Consider the following 13,305-nt stretch of genomic DNA (forward strand, 5'->3'; position numbering starts at 1 on the left):
CTGGTGCGCGGCGCGTCCAAGGGCGAAGGGCTGGGCAACCAGTTCCTGGCCAATATCCGCGACTGCGACGCCGTGGCCTTCGTGGCCCGCTGCTTCGAGGACAGCGACATCACCCACGTCGAGGGCCGCATCGACCCGATCAGCGATCTCGAGATCATCGAGACCGAGCTGATGCTGGCCGACCTGGAAAGCCTGGAAAAGCGCCTGCCCAACGTCGAGAAGCGCGCCAAGAGCGGCGGCGACAAGGAGATGATCCAGACCCTGCGCCTGATCAATCTCGCCTTGGAGCAGCTGCGCGAGGGCCGCCCAGCCCGCGCCGCCAAGATCGACAAGGAAGACGCCAAGGCCTGGGCCATGCTGCAGCTGCTGACGGCCCTGCCGGCTCTCTATGTCTGCAACGTCGAGGAAGCCAGCGCCGACAAGGGCAACAAGTATTCGGACCTGGTGGCCGAGCGCGCCGCCCGCGACAACGCCAAGAGCGTAATCATCTCGGCCCAGATCGAGAGCGAGATCGCCCTGCTGGACGCGGCGGAGCGCACCGAGTTCCTGGAGACTCTGGGCCTGGAAGAGCCCGGCCTGAACCGCCTGATCCGCGAGGCCTACAAGCTCCTGGGCCTGCAGACCTACTTCACGGTCGGCCCCAAGGAGGCCCGCGCCTGGACCATTCACGTCGGCGACACCGGCCCGCAGGCGGCCGGCGTCATCCACACCGACTTCGAGAAGGGCTATATCCGCGCCGAGACCATCGCCTTCGACGACTTCATCAAGCTGGGCGGCGAAGCGGGCGCCAAGGAGGCCGGCAAGATGCGGGCCGAGGGCAAGGAATATGTCGTCAAGGACGGCGACGTGATGCACTTCCGCTTCAACGTCTAGCGTCTTCTATCATCCCGGACGGCCCGACGGGCCGATCCGGGACCGCCACGAACTCGGCGCGTGCCGAGGTCCCGGCTCTCCGCTACGCTACGGCCGGGATGACAAGATCCTGGAGCACGCCATGGCCGAGACCATCACCCTGACCGCCGCCCATGACGGCTTCGTCTTCACCGCCCTGCACGCGGCGCCGGAAGGCTCTCGCAAGGGCGGAGTGATCGTGATCCAGGAGATCTTCGGCCTGGACAAGTACGTCCAGGAGGACGTCGCCCGCTGGGCCGCCCGCGGCTTCGAGGTGCTGGCCCCGTCGATGTTCGATCGTGGCGAGAAGGGCTTCACCGCCCTGCACGACGAGGCCGGCTTCGCCCGTGGTCGCGAGCTGGCCATGGCCAATGGCCCCGATAACGCCATGGGCGACATCCAGGCCTGCATCGACTTCCTGAAGGATCGCGGGCCGGTGTTCATCGTCGGCTACTGCTACGGCGGGACCATGGCCTGGCTGGCCGCCTCGCGCACCCAGGGCCTGTCGGCGGCCGCCAGCTACTACGGCGGCCAGGTCGCCGGCATGGCCAAGTTCGCCCTGCGCGCGCCGGTGATCGTCCACCTGGGCGCCAAGGACCCCCACATCCCGGCCGAGGACCTGAAGGCCGCCATCTGGGCCGCGCACCCCGAGGTTCCGATCCATGTCTACGCGGCCAGCGGCCACGGTTTCAACAATGACGGCCGCCCCGATTCCGACCTCGCCGACGCCGAGTTGGCCCGCCAGCGCACGGTCGCCTTCTTCGCCGAGCACGGAACGCTCTGAGGATGGGCCAGCGTATCGCCCTGGCCTGCCGCGAGGACGGCGCGCCGTTCTCCGCCTACCACGCCCCGCCCCTTGAGGCCCGGCGCGGGGGCGTCGTCATGCTGCACGCCATCTGGGGCGTCACGCCCCACATCCGCGAGCTCTCCGATTGCCTGGCCGAGCAGGGCTACGAGGTGATCGCCCCCAGCCTGATGGACGCGGCCGACGCCGACTTCCCGACGCGCGACACCGAACCGGAAATCCTCGACGCGCGCATGGAGATGGGGCGGCTGACCGGCTGGGGCGCCTCGACCCTGCCCCGCGTCCAGGCGGCCATCGACATGCTGCGAGGCCCGGTCTTCGCCATGGGCTTCTGCTACGGCGGCACGACCGCATGGCTGGCGGCCTGCCGGTGCGAAGGCCTGACCGCCGTCTCGGCCTTCTACGGCGGCGACATCGCGGCCTATCGCGACGAGACGCCCAAGGTTCCGACCATCCTGCACTTTGGAAAGACCGATCCGCTGATCCCACCGGCCGACGTCGAGGCGATCCGCGAGGCCCATCCCGACCTGCCGATCTATCTCTACGAAGCCGGCCACGCCTTCGTCGCCCCCAGCGGCCATCATCCCGACAGCGCCCACCTGGCCCTGCTGCGGACCTTCCAGCTGTTCCAGCGCTCGGGCGGCGCCAAGGGCGAGAGTTGAGGCGTCGCGCGCGCGCCACGGCTGCGCTAGAGCGCGTTAGGTTTAAGTGTGAGCGGTTAAACCGCTCGAACGCGCTCTAAGTACAAGATCTAGAGCCTGTTTATCTGGCTTAGATGTTTCCATCTAAACTAGACAGGCTCTAGGCTGAGCTCATGCGCGCCCGCCTCGCCCTCCTGAGCCTGCTTTCACCTCTGCTGGCGGCCCCGCTGGCCCACGCCGGAGAGACGGCCTGCTGGTTCGAGAACGGAGCGATCGTGGCGCCGGCGGTGATCGGCGACATGGCCGGCGACTACGTCATCGACCTTTCGGCGCCGCGCACCCTGCTGCACGACACCAAGGCCCAGATGGAAGGCATCCTCGACCCCGAGCTCACCACCTCGGTGCAGGTCGCCGGGATCAGGGCCCCGGCGGTATCGGTGAAGATCGCCGACCTCGACGCGCGGGGCGCAGGCTTCGTGACCCCGATCGCCGGGGTGATCGGCATGGACGTCCTGGCTGGCCACAGCGTCGAGATCGACTTCGCCCGATGCCAGCTGCGGATCGACAGGCCGTGGAAGGCTCGCCGACAGGTGGTTTTCCCGGTCGAGGTGATCGAGGGCCTGCCCACGGTGTCGGCGGCCGTCAGTGACGGCCCTAGGGCCTTCAGCGGCGCCTTCGCGATCGACACCGCCTCTCTGGCCATGGCCAGGCTGTCGACTCGCGACGCCGGCGCCACCGGCAAGCTGGATCCGGCCGCCCGCCACAAGGCCCCCGCCCGGCTGCGCGCCCTGTCGATCGGCGGCGTCCTGGCCGAGAACGTTCCCGCCAGCCTGGCCGAGGACCTGCCCGAGGGCGTCTCCGGGACCTTGGGAACCGGCTTGTGGGCGCGCCATCGCCTGCGCCTCGACGCCGAGGGGCGAACCCTGGCGGTCGCTCCCTGAGCTTGCCTCCCGTCGCCCCAGCCCGTAAGGCTGGAGGCTCAGACGCAGGAGAGCGCCTTTGATCGTCGCCACCTTCACGCACAGCCGCCGTCGCGGCGACGCGCGCCTGCCTGGCTGACGCCGCCGCTCGGTCATGCGCCATAGAGCGCGTTAGGGTTAGGCGTACGCGGCTAACCCACCCGGACGCGCTCTAACTGTTTGATTCTAGAGCCTGTTTATCTGGTTTAGATGGTTCCATCTAAACCAGACAGGCTCTAGGGGCGACTCCAGACACCGAGACCAAAGACATGCTTATCGAAGCCAAGTCCGACGACTTCGCCGCCCTGCTGCGCGGCGAGGCGCCGGCGCCCCACCGCCTATGCGACAGCCCTCTGGCCCCGCCGGAGGTGCTGGCCATGCTGGACCAACTGGCCGCCCGGATCGGCGGGACCTTTCGCCCCTCCGCCTGGATGATTGTCGAGGAGGGCGAGATCGTCGGCCTGATCTCGCCGACCCAGGCGCTCGACGCATCTGACCGATCCTTGCGGATCGGCTACGGCGTCGCGCCGACGCGATGGGGCAAGGGAATCGCCACCCGCGCCGTCGCCGACCTCGCCGCCTGGGCGCGGGACGACGATCGCGTCCTGGCGCTGACGGCCGAGACCTCGGTCGACAATCCCGCCTCCCAGACGGTGTTGGCCCGCAACGGCTTCCAGGCCGTGGGCGAGCGGGAGGACGCCGAGGACGGGTTGCTGATCTGCTGGCGACTGCAAGTCTAGCCGCCAAAGAAGAAGGGCCCGGTGTCGCCACCGGGCCCTTCGAACTTCAGAGCGACGAGATCGCCTGGAGCGCGCTAACGCGCTCCCTTAGTGCGACTCGTTGCGCCACACCGTCTTGTAGCTGGCGTACAGCAGGCCAGACAGCAGGAGCAGGTAGATCAGCACGGCGAAGCCGGTCTGCTTGCGCTCTTCCAGCTTGGGCTCGGCGGCCCACATCAGGAAGGCCGAGACGTCCTTGGCCTGTTGGTCGAGGGTCGACTTGGTGCCGTCGTCGAACGAAACCAGACCGTCCTTCAGCGGCGGGGCCATGGCGATGAAGCCGCCCGCGGGGACGTGCTCATGGCTGCCGTGCCAGGCCGAGGTCAGGTCGCCCGGGAAGTACGGGTTGTAGTGACCGCCGGTCGGGACCGTCAGGCCCTTGGGCGGATCCACATAGCCGGTCACGATCGAGTAGATGTGAGCCGGACCCGCCTCGCGAGCCTTGGCCAGCAGCGACATGTCCGGCGGCAGGGCGCCGCCGTTGCTGGCGCGCGCCGCGGCTTCGTTGGCGAAGGGACCTGGGAAGTGGTCGGCGCTGGTGGCCGGACGCTTGATGGCGTCGCCGGTCTCACCGTCGATGTCGGCCACCTCGTAGTCCTTGGCGATCGCCTTGACCCACGGGTTGTCGTTCGAGTTCGGGTACTTCTCGTTGTAGAACGGAGCGCCCTTGTCGCCGAGGTTCCGGAACGCCACCAGCTTCAGCGAGTGACAGGCCGAACAGACCTCGCGATAGACCTTGAAGCCGCGTTGCAGCTGGGCCTGGTCGAACTTGCCGAACGGGCCTTCGAACGACCAGTGGACGTCCTTGGCTTCCAAAGCGCCGCCAGAGGCCAGGGCCGGGCCGGCGACGCCGGCGGTCAGGACACCGACGGCCGCCGCGATAACCGAGAGTTTGCGGAGCATCGGGATCAACCCTTCTTGGCGTCGGCCGACAGGGCCGGCGAGGCGATCGAGTCCGGCACGGGCAGGGTCTTTTCGACCAGACCCAGGACCGGCAGCACGACCAGGAAGAAAGCGAAGTAGTAGAGGGCGGCGACGCGGCTGAGCCACACGAAGCTGTTCAGGTCCGAACCCATCAGCTGGAACGTGGTCAGGTGCGGGATCACCGGATCGTCGGGCAGCTTGGCGCCGCAGACGCCCAGGATGCACGACGCCACCAGGAAGAACACGAAGTAGATCTTCGCGGTCGGGCGGTAGCGCATCGAGCGCACCTTCGAGGTGTCCAGCCACGGCAGGGCGAACAAGCAGGCGATGGCGCCGAACATGGCCAGCACGCCCATCAGCTTGTCCGGCACGGCGCGCAGGATCGCGTAGAACGGCAGGAAGTACCATTCCGGAACGATGTGCGACGGCGTCACCAGCGGGTTGGCCTCGATGTAGTTGTCGGCGTGGCCCAGTGCGTTGGGCATGTAGAAGACGAAGAAGGCGAAGAGGATCAGGAAGACGCTCATCGCGAAGCCGTCCTTCACCGTCGCGTACGGCGTGAAGGGCAGGACGTCGGCCTTCGACTTCGGCTCGACGCCGGTCGGGTTGTTCTGGCCCACCACGTGCAGGGCCCAGATGTGCAGGATCACGACGCCCGCGATCATGAAGGGCAGCAGGTAGTGCAGCGAGAAGAAGCGGTTCAGGGTCGGGTTGTCGACCGCGAAGCCACCCCACAGCCAGGTGGTGATGCTCTCGCCGACCAGCGGCAGGGCGCCGAACAGGTTGGTGATCACGACGGCGCCGTGGAACGACATCTGCCCCCAGGGCAGGACGTAGCCCATGAAGGCCGTGGCCATCATCAGGAGGTAGATCACGCAGCCCAGCAGCCACAGCACTTCGCGAGGCGCCTTGTAGGAGCCGTAGTAGAGGCCGCGCAGCATGTGGATATAGACGGCGATGAAGAACATCGACGCGCCGTTGGCGTGCATGTAGCGGATCAGCCAGCCGTAGTTCACGTCGCGCATGATGTGCTCGACCGACGCGAAGGCGCCCGAGGCGCTCGGCGTGTAGTGCATCACCAGGATGATGCCGGTGATCAGCTGGGAGGCCAGGCACAGCGACAGGATGCCGCCGAAGGTCCACCAGTAGTTCAGGTTACGCGGCGTGGGATAGTCGACGAACGAGTCATAGCCCAGACGCACGATCGGCAGACGGGCGTCGAGCCAGCGCTCGATACCGGTCTTCGGTTGATAGGTCGAATGTCCGCTCATGTCGCTTAACCGATCTTGACCTTGGTGTCGGACAGGAAGGCGTATTCCGGAACCACCAGGTTCTTGGGCGCGGGGCCCTTACGGATACGACCCGAGGTGTCGTAGACCGAGCCGTGGCACGGGCAGAACCAGCCGCCGTACTCACCGCCGCCGAAGGTCGGCACGCAGCCCAGGTGGGTGCAGTTGCCGCCGACGATCAGCCAGTTGGCCTTACCCGGCTTGACGCGCGCGGCGTCGGTCTCGGGATCCTTCATCGCGGCGTGGTCGTCGGAGACGGCCTTGGCGATCTCGGCCTTGGTGCGGTTGCGCACGAAGAGCGGCTTGCCGCGCCACTTGATCGTGACCTGCTGTCCCTCGGCGACCTTGGTCAGGTCGAACTCGGTCGAGGCCAGGGCCCGCGTGTCGGCGGACGGGTTCATCTGATCGATGAACGGCCACACCAGGGTCGCGGCGCCGCCGGCGGCGGCCGCGATCGCGGCGATATGAATGAAGTCGCGCCGGGAGGGATCGCTCCCGTGTTCCGGCTCGGTCGTTGCGCCCACGGCGGTGTCGGCCACCTACGTCACCCTCTAGTTCCGTCAGTCCGCGAAACGCGGTCCGACTTGGAGAAGCGCTTTTCAGCGCCATATCTTGCTCGACCCGCAAGCGGATCTCCGCCACAAGGCAGCGGTCGGATCGTCGTATCGGACGCGCGGACCGAGTCCGCAAGCCCTTTCGATTCCCGGCAAAGCCCCTGCTGCCCTTGTGGTTGGTTCGCTTATTATGCGTATCGCACTTTTTCAACCAGGCATTCCCCAAAACGTCGGCGCGGCCATCCGGCTGTCGGCCTGCTTCGATGTGGGGCTGGACGTCATCGAGCCCTGCAGTTTTCCCTTGGACGACAAGAGCTTGAAGCGCGCGGCCCTGGATTACGGCCCGCTGGCGCACCTCAAGCGGCACGACAGTTGGGAGACATTCCTTAAGGCGCCGGAACGCGTTGACGGTCGCCTGCTGCTGTTCACCACCAAGGGCGCCACGCCCTTCCACAGGTTTTCGTTCGAGCCCGGGGACACCCTGCTGTTCGGCAACGAGAGTCGCGGCGCGCCCGACGAGGTCCGCGCCGCCGCCCAAGGGCGCATCGTCATCCCGATCCGTCCCGAGACCCGCTCGATGAACCTGGCGACGACGGCGGCGATGGCGCTGGGCGAGGCGCTCAGGCAGACGGGTGGGTTTCCGGAGTAGGAATTCCTCCCCCCAGCGGGGGAGGTGGTCGCGAAGCGACCGGAGGGGGAAGTCCTGGAGAGCCGGCTTCTTCCCTCTCCGTCGGCTTCGCCGACACCTCTCCCCCGGGGAGAGGATTTAGCCGCTACTCCCCGAAATCCACGTCCCGCCGCGCCGCCACGATGGTGACGATGAAGCCCGCCAGGACGTCCAGCAGCACCATCAGGGCGAGCAGGAAGAAGACCGAGGTGGCGAAGGCCGGCAGCAGCAGGAACTCCACCAGGCAGACGATGAACAGCACCATCGACAGCGAGTGGTTGACGATGGCGATGCGCCGGCTGTTGGTCGATTTCAGGAGCTCGACGAACAGCACCACCAGCGAGGCGGCCAGCAGCAGGTCGCCCAGGCCAACGGCCCAGCCCGCGCCCGAGGTCATGTGGATCGTGAACAGGGTGTCGGCCAGGCGCATGCTGGCGTCGGCCGCCTTGAACCCGCCCGGCAGGGTCAGGACGACGAGATTGTAGACCAGCACCGGCAGGGCCAGCAGCGGAACCGCGGCGAACATTCGTACACCCCCTTGGGCGCCGGCCGAGACGCCGCCGCCAGGGTCAAGGCGTAGCGGGATTTCCCCTCGGGGTGAAGCCGCTCGCCGATCAGGCCTCGTCCACGCCCTGGGGATTGCGGGCCCGCGACTGCAGCCACATCACGCCCAGCAGGTCCGAGACCGAGGCCTTCAGACGTCCCAGGTTCGTGTACTTGGAGACGCCCGTCTCGCGGTGGCGATGGTTCACGGGCTGGAAGGCCACCTCGTAGCCCTCGCGCAGCATCAGGGCCGGGATGTAGCGGTGGATGTGGTCGAAGTACGGCAGGCGCAGGAACGCCTCGCGCCGGAACGCCTTCAGCCCGCAGCCGGTGTCGTTGGCGGTGTCCTTCAGGAGACGTTTGCGCACGCCGTTGCCGAACTTAGAGGCGAAGCGCTTGGCGTTGCTGTCCTGGCGCTTGACCCGCTCGCCCCCGACCAGGGCCAGGGTCTCGGGCCCCGCCGCCAGGGCCTTGGCCAGCCGCGGCGCGTCGGCCGGATCGTTCTGGCCGTCGCCGTCCAGGGTGACGATGATCGGCCCGCGCGCGGCCAGGATCCCACTGCGCACCGCGCGGCTCTGGCCCGAGTTCTTGCGGTGGCCCAGCACGCGCAGCTGCGGAATCTCGGCCTTCAGCGCCACCAGTTGGGCCTTGGTGTCGTCGCGGCTGGCGTCGTCGACGAAGATCATTTCGTAGCTTTCGCCGGCGAAGGCCGCGGCGATCTCGCGCGCCAGCTTCGGCGCGGCGCCGCCTTCGTCGAAGACGGGGACGACGACGGAAAAATCGGGCGTCGGCGAGGCGGTGGCGTTCATCGCCTCCTCATACAGCAAAAGTCGCTTCGGGAAAGATCGTGCTAAACGACATCCCATGACGCTCGAATCTCGCCTGGACGCCTTGAGCCGGGGATGGCGCGGCCCCTTATTCGCCGCCCTGGTGGCCATGATCGCCGGCTTGCCGGGTCTCTTCGCCATGCCGCCGCTGGACCGCGACGAATCCCGCTTCGCCCAGGCCACGTCCCAGATGCTGGAGACGGGCGACTACGTCGTCATCAGGTTTCAGGACCAGCCGCGCTTCAAGAAGCCGGTCGGCATCCACTGGCTGCAGGCGCTCAGCGTCAAGACCTTCTCCGACGCCGAGGACCGTCGGATCTGGGCCTACCGCATCCCCTCGCTGCTGGGCGCGATGCTGGCGGCGGCGGCCTGCGCCTGGGGCGCGGCGGCGTTGCTGGATCCACGCACCGGCCTGATCGCCGGCTCGATCCTGGGCGCGACCTTCTTGCTTTCGTCGGAAGCCTTCATCGCCAAGACCGACGCGGCCCTGTGCGGAACCACGACCCTGGCCATGGGCGCCCTGGCGCGGATCTACGCCGCCCAGCTGAAGGGCGAGTCGGCGGGGAAGCTGACCAAGTTCGCGTTCTGGATCGGCCTCTCCGTCGCGGCGCTGATCAAGGGGCCGGTCGGGCTGCTGGTCGTGTTCCTGGCCCTCGTCGCCCTGACGATCTGGGATCGGAAGGCCGCCTGGCTGAAGGACCTGGGCTGGACCTGGGGCCTGATTCTGTTCGCGGCCGTCGTCCTGCCTTGGGCGATGATGATCACCGTGGCCACCGACGGCGCCTTCTGGGGCGCGGCGGTCGGCGGCGACCTGGCGCCGAAGATAGCGGGCGGCCAGGAAGGTCACGCGGGCCCGTTCGGCTATCACGCCCTGCTCGCCCCGCTGCTGTCCTTCCCGGCCACCCTGCTGCTGCCGGCCGGTCTGGTCGTCGGCTGGGCGCGCCGGAGGGAGCCCGGCGTGCGCTTCGCCGTCTGCTGGCTGATCCCGACCTGGCTGATGTTCGAGCTGCTGCCGACCAAGCTCGTGCACTACGCCCTGCCGGCCTATGGCGGCCTGGCCATGCTGATGGCCGCGGCCCTGCGCGAGCCGCTGGGCCGGATCGTGCGCTGGCTGGGCGGCGGGCTCTCGGTGCTGATCGGCGCGCTGCTGGCCGCCGTGGCGATCTATGGCCAGAAGCAATTTGGAACCGGCGGCGACCTCGTCTGGACCGTGGTCGCGACGGGCCTGGCCCTGGCCGCGGGCGTCGCCGGCGCGGTGCTGCTGGCGCGCCGACACGCCGTCCGGGCGCTGTTCGTCGCCGGCGCCCTGGGCGTGGCCGCTCACATCGCCCTGACGGCCGGGCTGATCCCGCGCCTGGAGCCGCTGTTCCTGTCGCGTGACGTCGCCCAGGCGCTGGACCAGGCCCGGCTCTCGCCGCGCTCGGGCGCCCCGGGCCCGGTGGCGGTGACCGGCTACGCCGAGCCCAGCCTGATCTTCCAGCTGGGCACGACGACCGAACTTACGGATGGCGAAGGCGCCGCCGAGGCGATCGTCGAGGGCCGTCCCGCCGTCGTCGAGGGGCGGGAGGAAAAGCCCTTCCGCAAGGCCCTGGGCCAGTTGGGCCTGACGCCTCACCCGGTCACCGCGATCCAGGGCCTGAACTATTCCGACGGCGACCAGGAACGGCTGACCGTCTATCGCGGCGAGGTTCTGGCCCCAGCCGAGGAAGCCGCCGAGTCCACCGAACCCAACCCCGCGGAGCCGCTGCGATGAGCCGCTTTATCCAGATCGTCGAGGTCGGCCCGCGCGACGGGCTGCAGAACGAGAAGACCTCGCTGTCGGTCGAGGAGAAGCTCGACCTGATCCGCAAGCTGGAGGCCGCCGGAGCGCGGCGGACCGAGGTGGTCTCGTTCGTCAATCCCAACCGCGTGCCGCAGATGGCCGGGGCCGAGGAGATCATGGACGCGCTGGCTCCTGATCCTGTCCGTTCGCGCATCGGCCTGGTGCTGAACATGCGCGGCTGGGAGCGCTGCGTCTCGACCGGCTGCGACGAGGCCAATGTCGTGGTCTGCGCCTCGGACGGCTTCGGCGTGAAGAACCAGGGCGCCACGGTGAGCCAGCAGATCGACACCCTGGCCGCCATCGCCGAACGGCAGGCGATCGACGGCGGCCCGCCGATCACCGCCACCATCTCGGTCGCCTTCGGCTGCCCGTTCGACGGCGAGGTTTCGGAGGACCAGGTCGTGGCCATCGCGCGCGAGGCCGCCGCCCTGGGCGTGCCGGAGATCGCCATCGCCGACACCATCGGCGTGGCCGATCCCTGGACCGTCCGCAAGCGCATCGAGGCCGTCCGGGCCGCCGCGCCGGACGCGCGCCTGCGCATGCACTTCCACGACACCCGCAACACCGGCCTGGCCAACGCCTACGCCAGCGTCGAGGCCGGGGTGGACGTGCTGGACGCCTCGGTCGGCGGTCTGGGCGGCTGTCCGTTCGCACCGAACGCCACCGGCAACATCGGCACCGAAGATCTGGTCTACATGCTGGAACGGGCCGGCTTCGAGACCGGTTACGATCTGGCGGCCCTGATCGCCATCGGCCGCGAGATCAGCGACCGCCTGGGCAAGGCCCCCGCCTCGTCCCTGGCTCGCGCCGGAGGGTTTCCCGCCTGATGCTCCGCCTCGCCGCCGTGCTCGCCCTCTCCCCCGCTCTTGTCGTGGGCGCCTGCGCGGCGGCGCCGGTCCCGGCGGATCGCTGCGACGTGACGATCAAGTTCGCCAGCTACGGCATGGGGATTGACCGGGACCTTGCGGACAGGGTGGCGGCGGCGGTGAAGACCGACCGCGACGTGGCCCGCTCGGAGCGCAGGCCTTGGGGACGCGAGGGCGAATATGACCTCTGCCTGGCCGCTAGACCCGGCCGCGACACCAAGGCGATGTACGAGCGCTACCGGGCGATGCTGCCCGCCCGGACCCTGAAGGCCCCGACGTCCATCGAGGGCCCCGAGGGGATGCGGTTCGAGACGATCGGGCCGATGTGAGCGGACGCTGTTGGCGTCGGCATAGGGTGGATCTCGGACGTCAGGCCAGGGCGAGCACTATTCCCCAGACCAAGAGGCATAGCCCCGCGATGAACAAGCCAATAGCCATCGTGACCTGACCGGCAATCGCCATCCAATACAACGCGGGCGTTGAACTTCGATGGGGTCTTATCCAGGCGTCCAGCCATGTCGCGCGGTCGATTAAGGCTTGACGGATCCAGTAAGCCGACAGCGCTGCCGTAGCCAAAAGCAGCAGCGCAATCAGCAAAAGTGAAGCTGCCTCGTGCTGTCCAAGCCAGTCTATAAGGACGTCCATTCAGTCACCCTAAGGCGCTATGACCGAGCCGGAAAGGTGACGTTTCCAGCGTCCGCCTGGGGTGGATTGCTGACATCTGGCCGTCTGTCTGCAAATCTCTCTTCATGAACGAGAGCGCCAACCCATTTGATGGCGAGCATGTCGCGCGAGGGAAAGTGGCTAAGGCTGGAGACGATAGCCTAGCTGGAAACAGGTAGCGGCGTGGCAGAGGCAATCGCAAGGCAGGCCATGCCGAGCCAGAAAAAACCATCCATCCAACGCCGTAAGCGCCGAGCGTAGCGCCAGTTTTCACGCGCTCCCTCTATGTAGAGCGCGAACAGCCCAGAAAATTGGGACTGAGGATCAGCAGCGTCGAACTTATGATTTTCCGCTAGCTCGATGTTGTCATAAATTCGGGATCGCGCGACCGCGACTTGAAATACCGCCTCCTTTGTCCGCCCTTGTTCGACGAGCCAATGCGCCACGCGTATACAGACTTCGGCGTCGCTGTGGCGAAGGGTCCGTCGGGCTCGTGCGGCGTAGAGATAGGCGCACCCACCGCCGGTCATCACGCCAAAGCCCAGCCACACAATAGGCCAGCGAAGAAATTGGATGGCGGCATCTGGTTTGGTGACGTTGCCTATCAGTCCGATGAGGGCCAGCAGAACAGCGGCGTTCGCGATACTCGCCGCCCAAACGAGCCGTCCCTCCCGCCCCTCCAACCGTTCGCGATCTGAAAGCGCTAGGGCCTGTTGGCTTTCCGGCGTGTGCATAAGGCTACGCTTTCACAACTCCACAAGGCAGACAAGGTAGGAGGGCTGCGCCGTTGGCGGACGGCATCATTGTCCGCTAAGGGTCGAAAGCCGTCCTGGCCGCGCCGTCCTAAATCGGCCGCCCGGTCATCTTCCAGAGCAGCGGACGGAACACCGACATCAGCATGATGGCCGGGGCCAGCAGCACGGCGGCGGCGAAGAGCTGCAGGCTGTCGGCGCGCTTGATGAAGTAGCGGGTCAGGCCCACGCCCTTGTGGAACTCGACCTTCACCGGGTGCTCGAGGCTGGTGTGGCCAAGGTGCACCACCTGGGCCTTGGGCTGGAACAGCACCTGGCCGCCC

Annotated in this window: 16 protein-coding genes and 1 pseudogene; 9 read left to right on the forward strand and 8 right to left on the reverse strand. The window is 67.7% G+C overall.

Annotation, left to right across the window (positions count from 1 at the left end; all coding sequences use genetic code 11):
- From ychF to VJ655_RS16650, 5 genes are all read left to right on the forward strand, one after another.
- Positions 1-873 (forward strand): redox-regulated ATPase YchF (gene ychF, locus VJ655_RS16630; RefSeq protein WP_324112999.1); only part of this gene is annotated, 873 nt, incomplete at its 5' end.
- Between the two features lie 121 nt (positions 874-994).
- Positions 995-1,675 (forward strand): dienelactone hydrolase family protein, encoded by a 681-nt coding sequence (locus VJ655_RS16635; protein ID WP_324113001.1) that lies wholly within the window; start codon positions 995-997, stop codon positions 1,673-1,675.
- Between the two features lie 2 nt (positions 1,676-1,677).
- A complete protein-coding gene (locus tag VJ655_RS16640; RefSeq protein ID WP_324113004.1) occupies positions 1,678-2,358 on the forward strand; it encodes a dienelactone hydrolase family protein in 681 nt (226 codons plus the stop codon).
- A 152-nt stretch (positions 2,359-2,510) separates the two neighbouring features.
- A complete protein-coding gene (locus tag VJ655_RS16645; protein WP_324113006.1) occupies positions 2,511-3,278 on the forward strand; it encodes a hypothetical protein in 768 nt (255 codons plus the stop codon).
- Between the two features lie 287 nt (positions 3,279-3,565).
- Positions 3,566-4,036 carry a GNAT family protein gene (locus VJ655_RS16650; protein ID WP_324113008.1) on the forward strand — a complete coding sequence of 157 codons (471 nt, stop codon included), beginning with the start codon at positions 3,566-3,568 and terminating at the stop codon, positions 4,034-4,036.
- An 87-nt stretch (positions 4,037-4,123) separates the two neighbouring features.
- Here the strand turns inward: VJ655_RS16650 and VJ655_RS16655 are convergent, their stop codons facing one another.
- From VJ655_RS16655 to petA, 3 genes are read right to left on the reverse strand one after another with little or no spacing between them, the layout of a single operon-like run.
- Complete coding sequence (locus VJ655_RS16655; RefSeq protein WP_324113010.1) at positions 4,124-4,978, reverse strand: cytochrome c1; 855 nt, start codon at positions 4,976-4,978, stop codon at positions 4,124-4,126.
- A gap of 5 nt (positions 4,979-4,983) precedes the next feature.
- On the reverse strand, positions 4,984-6,270 hold the full coding sequence (locus VJ655_RS16660) for a cytochrome b/b6 (protein WP_324113011.1): 1,287 nt from the start codon (positions 6,268-6,270) through the stop codon (positions 4,984-4,986).
- 5 nt (positions 6,271-6,275) lie between these two features.
- Entirely contained in the window at positions 6,276-6,827 is a 552-nt protein-coding gene (petA, locus tag VJ655_RS16665) for a ubiquinol-cytochrome c reductase iron-sulfur subunit (protein WP_324113013.1), read from the reverse strand.
- 205 nt (positions 6,828-7,032) lie between these two features.
- Here petA and VJ655_RS16670 point away from each other — a divergent pair, with 205 nt between their 5' ends.
- The gene (locus VJ655_RS16670; RefSeq protein ID WP_324113028.1) at positions 7,033-7,491 is read left to right on the forward strand and encodes a tRNA (cytidine(34)-2'-O)-methyltransferase; all 459 of its coding nucleotides are present in this window, start codon (positions 7,033-7,035) and stop codon (positions 7,489-7,491) included.
- Positions 7,492-7,615: 124 nt separating this feature from the next.
- Here the strand turns inward: VJ655_RS16670 and VJ655_RS16680 are convergent, their stop codons facing one another.
- Both VJ655_RS16680 and VJ655_RS16685 read right to left on the reverse strand, forming a co-directional pair.
- Positions 7,616-8,035, reverse strand: a complete 420-nt coding sequence (locus tag VJ655_RS16680; RefSeq protein ID WP_324113015.1) for a hypothetical protein — start codon at positions 8,033-8,035, stop codon at positions 7,616-7,618.
- 88 nt (positions 8,036-8,123) lie between these two features.
- Positions 8,124-8,861, reverse strand: a complete 738-nt coding sequence (locus VJ655_RS16685; RefSeq protein ID WP_324113017.1) for a glycosyltransferase family 2 protein — start codon at positions 8,859-8,861, stop codon at positions 8,124-8,126.
- A gap of 55 nt (positions 8,862-8,916) precedes the next feature.
- Between VJ655_RS16685 and VJ655_RS16690 the strand changes: the two genes are divergently transcribed.
- The 3 genes from VJ655_RS16690 to VJ655_RS16700 are packed head-to-tail and all read left to right on the forward strand — an operon-like array spanning position 8,917 to position 11,896.
- On the forward strand, positions 8,917-10,632 hold the full coding sequence (locus VJ655_RS16690) for a glycosyltransferase family 39 protein (RefSeq protein ID WP_324113019.1): 1,716 nt from the start codon (positions 8,917-8,919) through the stop codon (positions 10,630-10,632).
- The gene (locus VJ655_RS16695; protein ID WP_324113020.1) at positions 10,629-11,528 is read left to right on the forward strand and encodes a hydroxymethylglutaryl-CoA lyase; all 900 of its coding nucleotides are present in this window, start codon (positions 10,629-10,631) and stop codon (positions 11,526-11,528) included. Before VJ655_RS16690 ends, VJ655_RS16695 begins: the two co-directional genes overlap by 4 nt.
- Entirely contained in the window at positions 11,528-11,896 is a 369-nt protein-coding gene (locus tag VJ655_RS16700; protein WP_324113022.1) for a hypothetical protein, read from the forward strand. Before VJ655_RS16695 ends, VJ655_RS16700 begins: the two co-directional genes overlap by 1 nt.
- 40 nt (positions 11,897-11,936) lie before the next feature.
- Here the strand turns inward: VJ655_RS16700 and VJ655_RS16705 are convergent, their stop codons facing one another.
- From VJ655_RS16705 to VJ655_RS16715, 3 genes and pseudogenes are all read right to left on the reverse strand, one after another.
- Positions 11,937-12,212 carry a hypothetical protein gene (locus VJ655_RS16705; protein WP_324113024.1) on the reverse strand — a complete coding sequence of 92 codons (276 nt, stop codon included), beginning with the start codon at positions 12,210-12,212 and terminating at the stop codon, positions 11,937-11,939.
- A 179-nt stretch (positions 12,213-12,391) separates the two neighbouring features.
- Entirely contained in the window at positions 12,392-12,964 is a 573-nt protein-coding gene (locus tag VJ655_RS16710; protein WP_324113026.1) for a hypothetical protein, read from the reverse strand.
- Positions 12,965-13,073: 109 nt separating this feature from the next.
- Positions 13,074-13,305 (reverse strand): annotated as a pseudogene (locus VJ655_RS16715) (glycosyltransferase family 2 protein); the annotation flags it as partial.

Origin of the sequence: Caulobacter sp. (assembly GCF_035254145.1) — a bacterium.
GTDB lineage: Bacteria > Pseudomonadota > Alphaproteobacteria > Caulobacterales > Caulobacteraceae > Caulobacter.

What these genes read in the sequence shown, in the direction of transcription:
- VJ655_RS16660 (WP_324113011.1), bottom strand. Translation starts at nt 6,270, where the DNA reads ATGAGCGGACATTCGACCTATCAACCGAAGACCGGTATCGAGCGCTGG.
- VJ655_RS16645 (WP_324113006.1), top strand. Translation starts at nt 2,511, where the DNA reads ATGCGCGCCCGCCTCGCCCTCCTGAGCCTGCTTTCACCTCTGCTGGCG.
- VJ655_RS16705 (WP_324113024.1), bottom strand. Translation starts at nt 12,212, where the DNA reads ATGGACGTCCTTATAGACTGGCTTGGACAGCACGAGGCAGCTTCACTT.
- VJ655_RS16670 (WP_324113028.1), top strand. Translation starts at nt 7,033, where the DNA reads ATGCGTATCGCACTTTTTCAACCAGGCATTCCCCAAAACGTCGGCGCG.
- VJ655_RS16710 (WP_324113026.1), bottom strand. Translation starts at nt 12,964, where the DNA reads ATGCACACGCCGGAAAGCCAACAGGCCCTAGCGCTTTCAGATCGCGAA.
- VJ655_RS16700 (WP_324113022.1), top strand. Translation starts at nt 11,528, where the DNA reads ATGCTCCGCCTCGCCGCCGTGCTCGCCCTCTCCCCCGCTCTTGTCGTG.
- VJ655_RS16640 (WP_324113004.1), top strand. Translation starts at nt 1,678, where the DNA reads ATGGGCCAGCGTATCGCCCTGGCCTGCCGCGAGGACGGCGCGCCGTTC.
- VJ655_RS16680 (WP_324113015.1), bottom strand. Translation starts at nt 8,035, where the DNA reads ATGTTCGCCGCGGTTCCGCTGCTGGCCCTGCCGGTGCTGGTCTACAAT.
- VJ655_RS16690 (WP_324113019.1), top strand. Translation starts at nt 8,917, where the DNA reads ATGACGCTCGAATCTCGCCTGGACGCCTTGAGCCGGGGATGGCGCGGC.
- VJ655_RS16655 (WP_324113010.1), bottom strand. Translation starts at nt 4,978, where the DNA reads ATGCTCCGCAAACTCTCGGTTATCGCGGCGGCCGTCGGTGTCCTGACC.
- VJ655_RS16695 (WP_324113020.1), top strand. Translation starts at nt 10,629, where the DNA reads ATGAGCCGCTTTATCCAGATCGTCGAGGTCGGCCCGCGCGACGGGCTG.
- VJ655_RS16635 (WP_324113001.1), top strand. Translation starts at nt 995, where the DNA reads ATGGCCGAGACCATCACCCTGACCGCCGCCCATGACGGCTTCGTCTTC.
- VJ655_RS16685 (WP_324113017.1), bottom strand. Translation starts at nt 8,861, where the DNA reads ATGAACGCCACCGCCTCGCCGACGCCCGATTTTTCCGTCGTCGTCCCC.
- VJ655_RS16650 (WP_324113008.1), top strand. Translation starts at nt 3,566, where the DNA reads ATGCTTATCGAAGCCAAGTCCGACGACTTCGCCGCCCTGCTGCGCGGC.